The organism is Arenimonas sp. (genome assembly GCF_047602345.1).
In the GTDB taxonomy this organism is placed as follows: Bacteria; Pseudomonadota; Gammaproteobacteria; order Xanthomonadales; family Xanthomonadaceae; genus Arenimonas.
In genome coordinates this window covers 142,226-154,716 of record NZ_JASGHN010000004.1, presented here as the reverse complement: position 1 = coordinate 154,716, position 12,491 = coordinate 142,226, and the positions used below count along the sequence as shown (strand labels likewise).

11 protein-coding genes are annotated in these 12,491 nt (G+C 66.3%); 5 read left to right on the top strand and 6 right to left on the bottom strand.

What is annotated here, in order from left to right; translation table 11 throughout:
• Position 1: 1 nt before the first annotated feature.
• From QM707_RS02725 to QM707_RS02705, 5 genes are all read right to left on the bottom strand, one after another.
• Complete coding sequence (locus tag QM707_RS02725; RefSeq protein WP_415000338.1) at positions 2 to 628, bottom strand: sulfotransferase family 2 domain-containing protein; 627 nt, start codon at positions 626 to 628, stop codon at positions 2 to 4.
• Positions 629 to 701: 73 nt separating this feature from the next.
• Positions 702 to 1,130, bottom strand: a complete 429-nt coding sequence (locus QM707_RS02720) for a CBS domain-containing protein (RefSeq protein WP_415000337.1) — start codon at positions 1,128 to 1,130, stop codon at positions 702 to 704.
• Positions 1,131 to 1,216: 86 nt separating this feature from the next.
• Positions 1,217 to 2,152 (bottom strand): glycosyltransferase family 2 protein, encoded by a 936-nt coding sequence (locus QM707_RS02715; protein WP_415000336.1) that lies wholly within the window; start codon positions 2,150 to 2,152, stop codon positions 1,217 to 1,219.
• Positions 2,153 to 2,216: 64 nt separating this feature from the next.
• On the bottom strand, positions 2,217 to 2,939 hold the full coding sequence (mtgA, locus tag QM707_RS02710) for a monofunctional biosynthetic peptidoglycan transglycosylase (protein WP_415000335.1): 723 nt from the start codon (positions 2,937 to 2,939) through the stop codon (positions 2,217 to 2,219).
• Positions 2,940 to 3,779 carry a YybH family protein gene (locus QM707_RS02705; RefSeq protein WP_415000334.1) on the bottom strand — a complete coding sequence of 280 codons (840 nt, stop codon included), beginning with the start codon at positions 3,777 to 3,779 and terminating at the stop codon, positions 2,940 to 2,942. It lies immediately after the preceding gene.
• 47 nt (positions 3,780 to 3,826) lie between these two features.
• On the opposite strand from QM707_RS02705, the gene QM707_RS02700 reads away from it, so the two are divergent.
• The 5 genes from QM707_RS02700 (at position 3,827) to QM707_RS02680 (ending at position 9,184) form a co-directional block, all read left to right on the top strand.
• Positions 3,827 to 4,735, top strand: coding sequence for an Hsp33 family molecular chaperone HslO (locus tag QM707_RS02700; RefSeq protein WP_415000333.1), 909 nt, complete (start codon positions 3,827 to 3,829; stop codon positions 4,733 to 4,735).
• Between the two features lie 124 nt (positions 4,736 to 4,859).
• Complete coding sequence (locus QM707_RS02695; RefSeq protein WP_415000332.1) at positions 4,860 to 5,807, top strand: hypothetical protein; 948 nt, start codon at positions 4,860 to 4,862, stop codon at positions 5,805 to 5,807.
• A 107-nt stretch (positions 5,808 to 5,914) separates the two neighbouring features.
• Positions 5,915 to 7,324: a wax ester/triacylglycerol synthase family O-acyltransferase gene (locus QM707_RS02690; protein WP_415000331.1), complete on the top strand. Its 1,410-nt coding sequence runs from the start codon at positions 5,915 to 5,917 to the stop codon at positions 7,322 to 7,324.
• Entirely contained in the window at positions 7,321 to 8,136 is an 816-nt protein-coding gene (locus QM707_RS02685) for an esterase/lipase family protein (RefSeq protein WP_415000330.1), read from the top strand. Before QM707_RS02690 ends, QM707_RS02685 begins: the two co-directional genes overlap by 4 nt.
• 145 nt (positions 8,137 to 8,281) lie before the next feature.
• Entirely contained in the window at positions 8,282 to 9,184 is a 903-nt protein-coding gene (locus tag QM707_RS02680; RefSeq protein WP_415000329.1) for a hypothetical protein, read from the top strand.
• Positions 9,185 to 9,212: 28 nt separating this feature from the next.
• Here the strand turns inward: QM707_RS02680 and putA are convergent, their stop codons facing one another.
• Complete coding sequence (gene putA, locus QM707_RS02675) at positions 9,213 to 12,368, bottom strand: bifunctional proline dehydrogenase/L-glutamate gamma-semialdehyde dehydrogenase PutA (RefSeq protein ID WP_415000328.1); 3,156 nt, start codon at positions 12,366 to 12,368, stop codon at positions 9,213 to 9,215.
• Between the last annotated feature and the right edge of the window lie 123 nt (positions 12,369 to 12,491).

Here is a 12,491-nt window from a genome sequence, read left to right as displayed (position 1 = left end):
ATCATTCGAACCGGTAGTCGAACATCTCGAGATCCTTCTGGTACAGCTCGCCCACCCAGCCGACCAGTTCCTTATCGTAATACTCCTGCCAGGGCCGGTGTTTGGAGCTGTTCACCTTTTCCAGCACCGCCGAGGGCATGCCCAGGCGGCGGCAGACCTCGTCGTAGGAAGCCTGCATCGTCTCGTTGCGCCCGACGAAGTCCATCGCCAGGCGACCGTCGGCGTCGGTCAGGAAGCTGTGCTGCGGCCGGTAGAGCATTTCGTTGACCGGCTTGAGCACGCGTATCACGTGCTTCATGAACTGCACCGGCGCCACGTCCATGTAGTTCGTGTCGCGCGCCATGAAGGCGCAGTAGGACACGAATCGGTCGAAAGGATTGCGCACGAAAGCGAATTTCAGGTAGCTGCCGTACACCTCTTCGCCAAGCACCGGCCGGATCTCGCGCGCGCTGATATGCCCGTGCTGGATGTTGGCGAACTCGGGGAAAGGGAAGCGCTTCTTCACGAACAGGCCGACCTGCTCCAGGTCCTGCTCGCCCATTCCCGCACGCAGGGCGTGACGGATCGAATGGGTTCCTGTCTTGGGTACCGCGAAGAAGATGTAACGATGCTGGTGCGAGATGATCATCGGGGACGGCGGGACGGCAAACCGCGCCATCTTCCCATGCCCGGGACCCCCGGCGCCAACCGCAGGGGCCGGTTCAGCTGGCGATGTACTGCTGAAGTTGCTGGATTTCCTGCTGCTGCTCTTCGATGACCATGCGCACCAGATCGCCGATCGAAATCAGGCCGACGACCGCATCGCCCTCCCTGACCGGCAGATGGCGGATGCGGCGTTCGGTCACCAGCTCCATGCAGGCGGTGATGCTGTCTTCGGGCGAAACGCAGACCACCGGGCTGGACATGATGGTGCTTACTGGTGTTTCGGCCGACGAGCGCCCCTGCAGGATGACCTTGCGGGCGTAGTCGCGTTCGGTGGCGATGCCGATCAGTTCCGGCCCGCGCATCACCAGCACCGCGCCGATGTGATGCTCGGCCATCAAGCGGATCACTTCCAGCACCGGCGCTTCCTGCGGCACAGAGATGACCCGGCGACCCTTGCTGTCGAGGATATGGCTGACCTTGCGCATACGCCCTCCTGGCTGGAGCTTTCGCGGCCATCATAAACCCATGCGGGCAAGCCGGCGCGACCCGCGTAGCAAGGAAGCGACAGGGTTCAGGGCGCGGGTCGGAACTCGCTGACCAGATAAAGCGGTCGCTGCTTGGCTTCGAGGTACAGGCGGCCCAGATACTCGCCGATCACGCCCAACGCCATCAGCTGTACGCCGCCGAGGAAGAGGATCACCACCATCAGCGTCGGCCAACCCTGGACGTTCTCGCCCCAGAGCAGGGTCTTGGCGACGATCCAGGCGCCGTAAGCGAAGGCCGTCAGCGAGGCCGACAGGCCGAGATAGGTGGCGACGCGCAGCGGCATGGTGGAAAAACTGGTGATGCCTTCGAGGGCGAAATTCCACAGTTTCCAGTAACTGTACTTGCTGCGTCCCGCCAGGCGCGCCTCGCGGCGATAGGGGATTTCGACCTGCCGGAAACCGACCCAGGCGAACAGGCCTTTCATGAATCGCTGCCGTTCGCGCAGGCCGCGCAAGGCTTCCAGCGCCCGTGGCGACACCAGGCGGAAATCGCCGGCGTCGGCCGGCACCGGCGTCTGCGACAGGCCGTTGATGACGCGATAGAACATCGCGGCGGTCGCACGCTTGAACCAGCTGTCGCCCTCGCGGGCGACGCGTCGGCCGTACACGACATCGTGCCCTTCGCGCCAGCGAGCGACGAACTGCGGGATCAACTCGGGCGGATCCTGTCCGTCCGCATCGAGCACCAGCGCCGCGCCCTCTTCCACGCGATCGAGCCCAGCCGTCAATGCCAGCTCCTTGCCGAAGTTGCGCGCCAGCCGCAACGCCGACACGCGCGGATCGCGTTGCGCGATCTCCTGCAATACAGCCCAGGTGTCGTCGCGGCTGCCGTCGTCGACATAGAGCACGCGCGCGCGGAGATCCAGGCCGTCGAGCACCGGCGCCAGGCGCGCATGCAATGCGGGCAAGGCCTCCTGCTCGTTGAAAGCCGGGACGACGATAGTCAGCATCGGATCACTCATGCTGCGATGGTAGCCGGGAACACCGGGGCGACAAGCCGGCGATCCGCCGCCGATCGAGCCCTGCTCAACGCGTGGCTTCGGCCAGGTAGGCCGGACCGCCGAGCCGGCGGACCTGTCGCTCGATCCAGCGGGCGCGCCGCTGGACATAGGGCCCGGGCTTCTGCGCGCTGTATTTCTTCGGGTTCGGAAGCACGGCGGCGAGACGCGCGCATTCGCCCGACGACAGGGCCGAGGAAGACTTTCCGAAGAAACGCCGCGAGGCCGCTTCGGCGCCGTACACGCCATCGCCGAACTCCACGATGTTCGCGTATACCTCGAGAATGCGTTGCTTGGGCCAGAACAATTCGATCAGCACGGTGTACCAGGCTTCGAGTCCCTTGCGCACATAGCTGCGCCCGCTCCACAGGAACAGGTTCTTGGCCAGCTGCTGGCTGATCGTGCTGGCGCCGCGCACCTTGCCGCCGCGCTTGTTGTGCGCCATCGCCTTGTCGATCGCTTCGAAATCGAAGCCGTTGTGCTGTGGGAACTTCTGGTCCTCGGCCGCGACCAGCGAAATGGGAAGGCAGCGCGCGATGGAGGACTGCGCGCGCCAGTTGTACGCCGGCCGGAACCGCCAATCGCCGGCCACCCAGGCTTCGAATTGCCGGTCGGCCATGAAAGCGCTGCCGAGGGGCGGCACCCAGCGCAGGACCAACACCTGCAAGGACGTGAAAATCACGAAGGCGAGCGGCAGCCAGAGGAACAACCATCGCAACAGGCGCCGACGGCGCGATCGGGAAGCGGACATTCAATCGCCAGTGGTGGGAGCGGCCTGACTCATGTCCACCGCGAGGCGCCATCCTAACCCGGGCGGATCGCCGGCGACCGGCCGACGCCAGATGCGCAACCAGCTCGGCTCGCCTTTTCCGCCGCCCCAGGTCACCGCCATATCGCCTGCCTTGGCGATCACCGCCACGGATTCGACGCGACCGGCGATAGGCGCGGGAATCGCTTCGCCTTCGCCACGCGAATCCGGCAGACGGCCGTTGCGCAGGCGCAGGAAGTCCGAGGCGATCATGCTGTCGGTCACCAGGCCCGGCGCGACCAGATCGGCCTTGCGCAATTCCGCCATGCCTACCGGCCAGAGCGGCGCGGCGCCTGCGCTGATCGAACCGCGCCGTACCACCTTGTCCGGCATCGGCTGCTCGGCATGGCTGATGCCGTGATCGACCAGCACTTTCCATTGCCCGTCCGCCTGTTTCTGCCAGACCGACAGGTAGTGCCCGAACACGGTGGGCTTGTCGCTTCCTTCGGGCGTGTAGCGCCAGGGGCCGCTGGTGTAGCCGAAATCGCCGCCGGCCGAGACCTCCGCCCATTCCGGCGCCCATTCGAGTTTGGCCGTCGTAGCGGTTCGCGCTTCCCAGACGAGCTTGCCCGACGCTGGGCCCGGCGCGAACACGACCCCATCCGGCGCCAGCGCCGCGAGAAAGGCATCGCGCGTATTGCGCGCGACCGAATCGGCCGCGAACGCACGTTCGGCCGCGACCAGGTCCTCGAAGTCGCCGGCCACGGCAACCAAGGGCAGCATCGCGGCCAGTGCCGCCAACGGCTTGCGCAAACGGGCGGGAATCACCATATAAAGGTCCATGCGAAGGCGCGTTGCGCCGATTCTGACCCATCCAACAGGTTTTGCCGATGTCCGATTCCCAGCCTGCGGTCGCCGACCGCGACACGCTGACCCGATTCATGCTCGAGCGCTCCGGCGTGCGTGGCGTGCTTGTCCATCTCGACGAGACTTGGCGCAATATCCTCGAGCGCAGCCCCTACCCGACCGCGGTCGCGCAGAAGCTGGGCGAGACCTGCGCGGCCGCGGCGCTATTCACCGGCCACGCGAAAGTGGAAGGTCGCCTGAGCGTGCAGTTGCGTGGTACCGGCGCACTTCGCACGCTGTTCGCCGAATGCACGTCCGCCGGCACCCTGCGCGGCATCGCTCGCTACGAGGAGCCGCTGCCCGAACCCCTGACGCCGCGCGCGTTCGGCGAGGGGTCGCTGCTGGCGATCACGATCGAGAACCAGCCGGTGGGCGGGCGCGAGTTGCAGCGCTACCAGGGTCTGGTCGATCTGGCCGCCGACCAGATGGCCCAGGCCTTCGAAAACTATTTCGGCCAATCCGAACAGCTGCCGACCCGACTCCTGCTGGCCGCGGACGGCGAGCGCGCTGCCGGCCTGATGCTGCAGCAACTCCCTGAAGGCCATGGAGATACCGACGGTTGGCGGCGCAATGGCGCCCTGTTCGACACCCTGGGGCCGGGCGAGCTGTTGGCCCTGTCCGGCGAAACCCTGCTCTGGCGCCTCTTCCACGAGGAGCAGGTCCGGATCCTGCAGCAGGCGCCGCTGAGCTTTGCCTGCTCCTGTTCCCGGGCCCGGGTGGAGGACGTCCTGCGCAGCCTGGGGGCGGAGGAATCCCGTGCCTCGGCCGAATCCGGTATGGCCGAGGTCCATTGCGACTTCTGCGGCCAGGGCTATGTGTTCAGCCAGGAACAGATCGAAGCCCTGTTCCATGCCCCCGAGGCCAACGCCCCGGGCTCCGAGCGCCTGCAGTAAGCCACTGGAAATCGGGCCGATTTTTGGTTAAATTCCTGTAAAAGGCGACTCCAGCCAAGGGAACTTTTGCCCCGACCGGAGTTCTATCCGTCACCCTCACCGGATTGCCGAGATCACGAGAATGATGCGCCGCCTCACTGCCTGTCTGCTGTTCGCCGTTACGGCGATGGCTGCGCATGCCCAGACGACGCACAATCCCGCCACCGGCACGACCGTGTTGCCGGTGGTCAACAATCAGAACGGGCAGATCTCGGCCCTGCTCCTGATCGAACCTTCCTCGCTGCCGGCGCTGCCTTCGCAACGCGTCATCAGGCCCGCTGCCACGCCGAATCGCTGGCTCGATTTCGGCAACGGCCTGCAGTTGCGCGCCGGCCTGTCCTTCGAAGCCAATCCCGGCGTCGGCGTGTTGTGCAGCGGCAGCTCGGTGACCAGTGTCGGCGCCCTCGCCGGCCAATGCATGCTGACCGATTTCAATGGCCCGTCGACCTTCGCGCCGGGCAGCAGCACGAGTTCGCAGGCGCTGCTGCAGTTGCGGCGCAGCGGCTCCCAGCTCGATGCCGGCCTGGGCACGCGTCGCGATACCTTCGGCAACAGCAGCGCATCGCTGGGCAACCAGGCGATCGATCAGCGACTGTTGAACAGCTTGCTGGGTGGCGAGACCGCCAGCATCGACCAGCGCAATGCCAGCCTCGTCGGCCAGGTGAAGATCGGTTCGCAAGGTTGGGTCAGCATCGGCGGCACCGTGGCGCGGGCGCGACTGATTCCGGCGGGTCAATTGCCGGGCGGCCTGCCGCCGGAGTGGAACAAGGGCAGCCTGAACCTCTCGGCCGGCAGCGGCAATTTCGGCGGCGAAATCAGCGGTCAGGTGATCGAAGTCCCCGGACAGGGCGATCGCTACAGTTCGGTCGGCGCGGGCATGACCTGGCGTACGCCGTGGCGCGCGAAAGTCACGGTCGGCGCCGACAACATCGTCACCCGCGGCAAGAACCCCTTCACGCTTCCGGACGCATCGTCCGGCAACAAGAAGGACGAGGGCCGCGTGCCCTACGTGCGTTACCAGCAGGACCTCTGAGCTTTTCCGGTCGCAGTCCGGCATCCGGCGCTCCGCGGATGTGCGCTCGCGCACGTAACCGCCATTAGCCGACGTAACTGCCCGGAAACGGCGTATCTTCGGCAGGCATGCCGAAGCGCCTGATCCCCTTGAGCGGCCTCGATGCCGGTTTCCTTTACCTGGAAGCGGCGGGAACGCCGATGCACGTCGGCAGCCTGATGCTCATCGAGCCGCCGAAACGCCGCAATTACGATTTCCACGATGCGCTGCTCGCGCATGTCGCCCAGCGCTTGCCGCGCGCGCCCGCGCTTCGTCGCGTGCTACACGAAGCGCCCCTGGACATCGGCCATCCGCTCTGGAGCGAAGCCGAAACGCTGGACTTGCGTCGTCATCTGCGACGCCGTCGCCTGCCGGGACGCGGAACACGGCAATGCCTGATGCGCCTGGTCGGCCGATTGCATGCAGAGTCCTTGCCGCGCGACGAGCCGCTATGGCGTTTCGTCGTGATCGACAATGTCGAAGGCGGACTAGTCGCGCTCTATTCCAAGGTGCATCACGCCTTGCTCGATGGCCAGGGCGGTATCGCGCTGGCGCAGGCCCTGCTGGACATCGAACCCTCGCCGGCCCGTCGCAAGACGAGCAAGCCGCCTTCGAAGACGGCGAACGAACGCGTGCGACGACGCGACCTGGCCAGCACGGCAGGCCGCGCCAGTCTCGGTCAATTCGCCAAACTGCTGCGTGCCGTGCCGGCGACATTCAAGCTCGCGGGCAGCCTCGGCCAGGCAGCGCGCCTGGCCGGCAGCCTGCGCGAAAACCTATTGCTCGCTCCACGCACGCCCTGGAACCGGCAGATCGGTCCGGGCCGCGGCTTCGCCGCCATGTCGCTCCCGCTGGAGGATTGCAAACGCATGGCACGCACGGCCGGCGTCAGCCTCAACGACATCGTGCTCGCCGTCTGCGCCGGCGCTGTCCGCGAACTGCTGTCGAATTCGGGACAACTGCCGCGCAAGCCATTGGTCGCAGCGATGCCGGTATCGCTGCGCGAAAGCGGTAACCAGGACGTGAACAACCAGGTTTCGATGGTGCAGTGTTCGCTGGCCACCGATGTCGCCGACCCCTTGCAACGCCTGCGCGCGATCCACGCTTCGACCGCGCAGATCAAGCAGCGCGTCGCGAGCGTCAAGGACCTGATCCCGACGGATTTCCCCGGCCTGGCGGCGCCGTTGTGGGCGACCGGGCTATCGCGATTGTGGCGCCGCGGCCGCATCGCCGAACGCCTGCCTCCACTGGCGAACATCGCGATCTCGAACGTACCCGGTCCGCCGATGGACCTGTATCTCGCCGGCGCGCGCCTGCGGCACTACTATCCGGTCTCCATCGTCACGCACGGGCTCGCGCTGAACATCACCGTACAAAGCTATGCCGGCTCGCTCGAGTTCGGCCTGACGACCTGCTCGGACGCGATCGAGCGCCCCGAGCGCCTGGCCAATGCCATCGCCGCGTCCGCGCGCCAACTTTCCGAAGCTCTTTCCGCATGAAGCCAGCCGGTCGCCGTCGCCCCGCCACGCACGAAACCCTCAAGCCGCCTTCGGCCCTGTTGATGGCGATGGAAGGACGCGCGATCTTCGAATGGGCCTCGTTCGCCCTCGCCTGGCCCTTGTTGAAACAAGCGCCGCGCGGCGACGGACATCCGGTGCTGGTGCTGCCCGGGCTAGCCGCCGGCGATACCAGCACGCGCCCGCTCCGGCATTTCCTCGAACATCTCGGCTACGCCGCCTATCCCTGGAATCAGGGACCGAACTTCGGCCCGCGCGACCATGTCATCAAAGGCCTGGTCGATCGCGTGCGTGCGCTGCAGAAGAAGCACGACCGCAAAGTGAGCCTGATCGGCTGGTCGCTCGGCGGCGCGATGGCGAATGCGCTGGCCTTGCGCATGCCGGAACGCATTCGCCAGGTGATCACGCTCGGCTCGCCGCTGACTGGGCATCCGAAAGGCACCAACGTCTGGCGCGTATTCGAACTCGTCAGCGGGTTCCGCCACGACGATCCTCGTCTGATGGAACTCGTCAGCGGCGAAGCGAGCGTGCCGACGACGTCCATCATGAGCAAGACCGATGGCATCGTCAGCTGGCGCATGAGCCTGGCGCGCGAGAGCCGCATCGCCGAGAACATCGAAGTCAGCGCGACCCACCTGGGCATGGGCGCCAATCCGGCGGTGCTGTGGGTCATCGCCGACCGGCTGGCGCAGGCCGAAAATCGCTGGAAGCCGTTCAAGCCCAGCCGGGCCTGGCACAACCTGCTGTATCGCGATCCGCACCGTTTCCGATTGGCCGACCTGATCGCGCCCTGAGCATCCGCTCCAGGCCACTCCGAAAGAGCGCCGGCGTCCTGCCGCGCACGATTCGGCCTGGCAGGGAGGCATCCGCCTGACCGCTACCGGGACCGTGCCGCGTTCAGGCAGATACGGGCGAACGACTCGCCCAGGGGACATCGCCATGAACGCTACTGCCCGCCTGCTTCCGCTCGCTCTGTTGTTCGCCGTGACCAGCGCCGGGGCCGCCGTCAGCGGCCAGTGCAACTACAAGGGCAAACCCGTGCGATTCGTCGACGGCCGTGCCGCGATGGCCCCCGACACCTTCGACGAGAAGGGCCCGAAGTTCGCCACGATCTGGCTGGTTTCGGCCGCGCTCGATCACACGGAAATGAATGCGGTGCCGGTCGACAAGATCGAGGATGCCATCACCCGCCATGCCTTCGACAAGGACAGTGCCGAATTGCGACTGCGCCTCGACGAAACGGCCAAGCTGGTGGAGCAGTTCTATCTCTACCTGCCGCCGGGCACCAACCAGTCGATGTCGAGCAACGAGGTCGGCAGCCTGAAACTCAGCGCGCCGATCAGCAAGCGCGCGAGCGGCCGTTTCCAGCTCAAGGAAGACGAATACAGCTGCGATCTGCAATTCGACCTGCCGATGGGCGCTGTCGCTGCTGCGGCGGCGAAACCCGGCAAGCCGGGCGCAGTAGCGGCGCCGGCCAAGCCGGCCGGCCAGCCCCTGCCCGCAGGCGGCGGCGAACCGGGCAAGGCCTACCTCGCCTTGCGCAAGGCGACACTGGCCGGCGACGTCAACGGCATGCTGGCGCACGTGAAAAAGGAAAACGCCACGCGCATGCGCGCCGACATGGGCAAGCCGGAGTTCCCGCAGATGCTCGAGATGGTGAAAGCGATGGAGCCCAAGGAGGTGCGCATCGTTTCCGGCACCGTCAATGGCGACCAGGCCACGCTGAAGATCGCCGGCAAAGAAGCGGATGGCGCCGCGATGACCGGCGAGGTCCAGCTCGTCCGCGAGAACGGGCAATGGAAAGTCGGCAAGGTCAACACCGAGTCGAAGATCTCGAACTAGGCGTATCCCCGGCCGATCATCAACAATATCAATCGGCCAGCGTCAGCAGCGAAGCGTTACCGCCCGCCGCGGTGGTGTTGATCGTCAGCGTGCGTTCGCTGGCGAACTTCAGCAGATAGTGCGGGCCGCCGGCCTTCGGGCCGGTGCCGCTGAGGCCTTCGCCGCCGAAGGGCTGCACGCCGACGACGGCGCCGATCTGGTTGCGGTTCACGTAACAGTTGCCGACATGCACCGACTTGGCGATGTGCTGCACGGTCGCATCGATGCGCGAATGGATGCCGAGCGTCAGGCCGTAACCGGTCGCGTTGATCGAGGCCAGCACCTTGTCGAGATCGGCGGCATCGTAACGGATGACGTGCAACACCGGCCCGAATATCTCGCGCTGCAGCTGCGACAAGGACTTCAGCTCATAGGCGCGTGGCGCGAAGAAGCTGCCGTGGGCGCAGGAGCCGGGAAGCGGAACTTCCTTGATGAGCTTGGCTTCCTTGCCCATGCGCTCGGCATGCGCGACCAGGATGCCGCGCGCGTCTTCGTCGATCACCGGGCCGACATCGGTGGACAACAGGGCCGGATCGCCGACGACCAGTTCGTCCATCGCGCCGGACAACATGTGGATGACCTTGTCGGCGATGTCGCTCTGCACGAACAGGATGCGCGCGGCGGAACAACGCTGGCCGGCCGAGTCGAAAGCCGCGACCATCGCGTCCTTGACCAACTGCTCGGGCAACGCGGAAGAGTCGGCGATCAGCGCATTCTGGCCACCCGTTTCGGCGATCAGCGTCGCCAGCGGCGCATTGCGCGCGGCCAGGCTGCGGTTGATGGCCCAGGCGGTTTCGGTGGACCCGGTGAACACGACGCCGGCCACGCGCGGATCGCGCGTCAGCGCCGCGCCGACGGTGGCGCCGTCGCCGGGCAGGAACTGCAGCACCGATTCCGGCACGCCGGCTTCGTGCAGCAGCTTCACCGCGACATGCGCGATCAGCGTCGTCTGTTCGGCCGGCTTGGCGATGACGGTATTGCCTGCCATCAATGCCGCCGTCACCTGGCCCATGAAGATGGCCAACGGGAAATTCCACGGGCTGATGCAGACGAACACGCCGCGGCCATGCAATTGCAGTTCGTTCGATTCGCCGGTCGGACCCGGCAGCTTTTCGACGTGCCCGAAAAGTTTGCGGCCCTGCTGGGCGTAGTAGCGGCAGAAATCCACCGCCTCGCGCACTTCGGCGACCGAGGCCGACATCGACTTGCCGGCTTCCTTCACGCACAGCGCCATGAGTTCGGGCATGCGCTGTTCCATCAGATCGGCGGCGTGCTCGAGAATCTTGGCGCGGGCGGCAGCGGGCGTGCGGTCCCAGCCGTCGTAGGCGGCCTGCGCATTGACCAATGCGCGTTCGACCTGCGCGGCTTCGCCCGCCTGCCACTCGCCGACCTTCTCGCGGCGGTCGGCCGGATTGGTCACCGCGCTGACGGTGCCGCTGTTGCTGGAACCCGGTACCAGCGGCGCGGCGCGCCAGGGCTTGATCGCCGCATTGATGCGGTCGGCAAGCGCCTGCAGTTCTTGATCGTTGGCCAGATTGACGCCCATGGAATTTTTCCTTTCGGGGCCGAAGATGTCGGCCGGCTGCGGAATGCGCGGATGCGGTTTGCTATCGAAACCCGAGACGGTGGCGACCGGGTCGGCGACGAGTTCGGCCGGCGGCAGGTTCTCGTCGGTGATGCGGTTGACGAAGCTGGAGTTGGCGCCGTTCTCGAGCAGGCGGCGCACCAGGTAGGGCAACAGGTCTTCGTGCGACCCCACCGGCGCGTAAACACGGCAGGGAATGGCCAGTTGGTCCTTGCCGATCACTTCGGCATACAGGTGATCGCCCATGCCGTGCAGGCGCTGGTACTCGTAAGCGGGCATGCCGACGGCTTTCGCCATGGCGTGGATCGCGGCGATCGTCTGCGCGTTGTGCGTGGCGAACATCGGGTACAACGCATCGGTCGCGGCGAGCATCTTGCGCGCGCAAGCCAGATAGCTGACGTCCGTATTGGGCTTGCGCGTGAATACCGGATAGCCGCCGAGGCCGTCCATCTGCGCCTTCTTGATCTCCGAATCCCAGTACGCACCTTTCACCAGGCGAACCGGCATGCGACGTCCGGTCGTGCGCGCAAGATCGATCAGATAATCCAGCACGAAGGGCGCGCGCTTCTGGTAGGCCTGCACGGCCAGGCCGTAGCCTTCCCAGCCATCGAGCGACTTGTCCGCAAACGCCCCGCCGATGACATCGAGCGACAGTTCGAGACGTTCGGATTCCTCGGCATCGATCGTGAAACCGATGCCCTGCGCCTTCGCCAGCTGAGCGAGTTCGAGTACGCGCGGCGTCAGCTCGGCATACACGCGGGCGCGCTTGGCCAGCTCGTAACGCGGATGCAGGGCCGAGAGCTTCACCGAGATCGAGGGCGCGGCGAAGACATCGGGATATGGGCCACCGGCGCCGATCGCGGCGATGGCCTTGCGGTAGGCCTCGAGATAACGAGCGGCGTCCTTCGCCGTGAAGGCCGCCTCGCCCAGCATGTCGAAGGAATAGCGGTAATCGGCGTTCTCGCCCTTGCGCGAACGCTCCAGCGCCTCTTCGATCGTCCGTCCCATCACGAACTGGTGGCCCATGATGCGCATCGCCTGGCGCACGGCTAGGCGGATCGCCGGTTCGCCCATGCGGCCGATCAGGCGCTTGAACGAACCGAAGACATCGCGCTGGATGTCGCCGGCGAGCGTGACCATGCGGCCGGTCAGCATCAGCCCCCAGGTCGAAGCATTGACCAGCACCGAACTGGAACGGCCGACGTGCGAGTCCCAGTCGGCATCGCCGAGCTTGTCGCGGATCAGCTTGTCGGCTGTGGCCTGGTCGGGAATGCGCAGCAAGGCTTCGGCCACGCACATCAGCAGCACGCCTTCTTCCGACGACAGGTCGTATTCGCGCATGAAGGCTTCGACCATGGCCGGGTCGGCTGCGCGCACCCGCGTCCTGCGAACGAGGTCGACGGCCAGCGATTGGGCCGCAGCCTGATCGGCCTCGGGCAGGCGCGCAACCGCCAGCAGCTCGTCGAGGTGCTCGGTCTCGTCGCGAAGATAGGCGGCGGTGATGCGCTGGCGCAGCGGCGAAACCGCGTGCGGCAGCTCGGGGCTGAGGATGGGCGTCACGGCGTTCCCGGGGCTGTGGGGCGAGCGGCTGGACTCCCGCTGCGCGAGTTCGCGATTTTAGTGCGCCGGCGCACATCGGGCCAGCCTCGGCGAACCCGTGAGGACCGGCCTCCGTGGCTGGGG

Coding starts and splice junctions, on each gene's coding strand:
- QM707_RS02725 (WP_415000338.1), bottom strand. CDS start 628: ATGATCATCTCGCACCAGCATCGTTACATCTTCTTCGCGGTACCCAAG.
- QM707_RS02720 (WP_415000337.1), bottom strand. CDS start 1,130: ATGCGCAAGGTCAGCCATATCCTCGACAGCAAGGGTCGCCGGGTCATC.
- QM707_RS02715 (WP_415000336.1), bottom strand. CDS start 2,152: ATGAGTGATCCGATGCTGACTATCGTCGTCCCGGCTTTCAACGAGCAG.
- mtgA (WP_415000335.1), bottom strand. CDS start 2,939: ATGTCCGCTTCCCGATCGCGCCGTCGGCGCCTGTTGCGATGGTTGTTC.
- QM707_RS02705 (WP_415000334.1), bottom strand. CDS start 3,779: ATGGACCTTTATATGGTGATTCCCGCCCGTTTGCGCAAGCCGTTGGCG.
- QM707_RS02700 (WP_415000333.1), top strand. CDS start 3,827: ATGTCCGATTCCCAGCCTGCGGTCGCCGACCGCGACACGCTGACCCGA.
- QM707_RS02695 (WP_415000332.1), top strand. CDS start 4,860: ATGCGCCGCCTCACTGCCTGTCTGCTGTTCGCCGTTACGGCGATGGCT.
- QM707_RS02690 (WP_415000331.1), top strand. CDS start 5,915: ATGCCGAAGCGCCTGATCCCCTTGAGCGGCCTCGATGCCGGTTTCCTT.
- QM707_RS02685 (WP_415000330.1), top strand. CDS start 7,321: ATGAAGCCAGCCGGTCGCCGTCGCCCCGCCACGCACGAAACCCTCAAG.
- QM707_RS02680 (WP_415000329.1), top strand. CDS start 8,282: ATGAACGCTACTGCCCGCCTGCTTCCGCTCGCTCTGTTGTTCGCCGTG.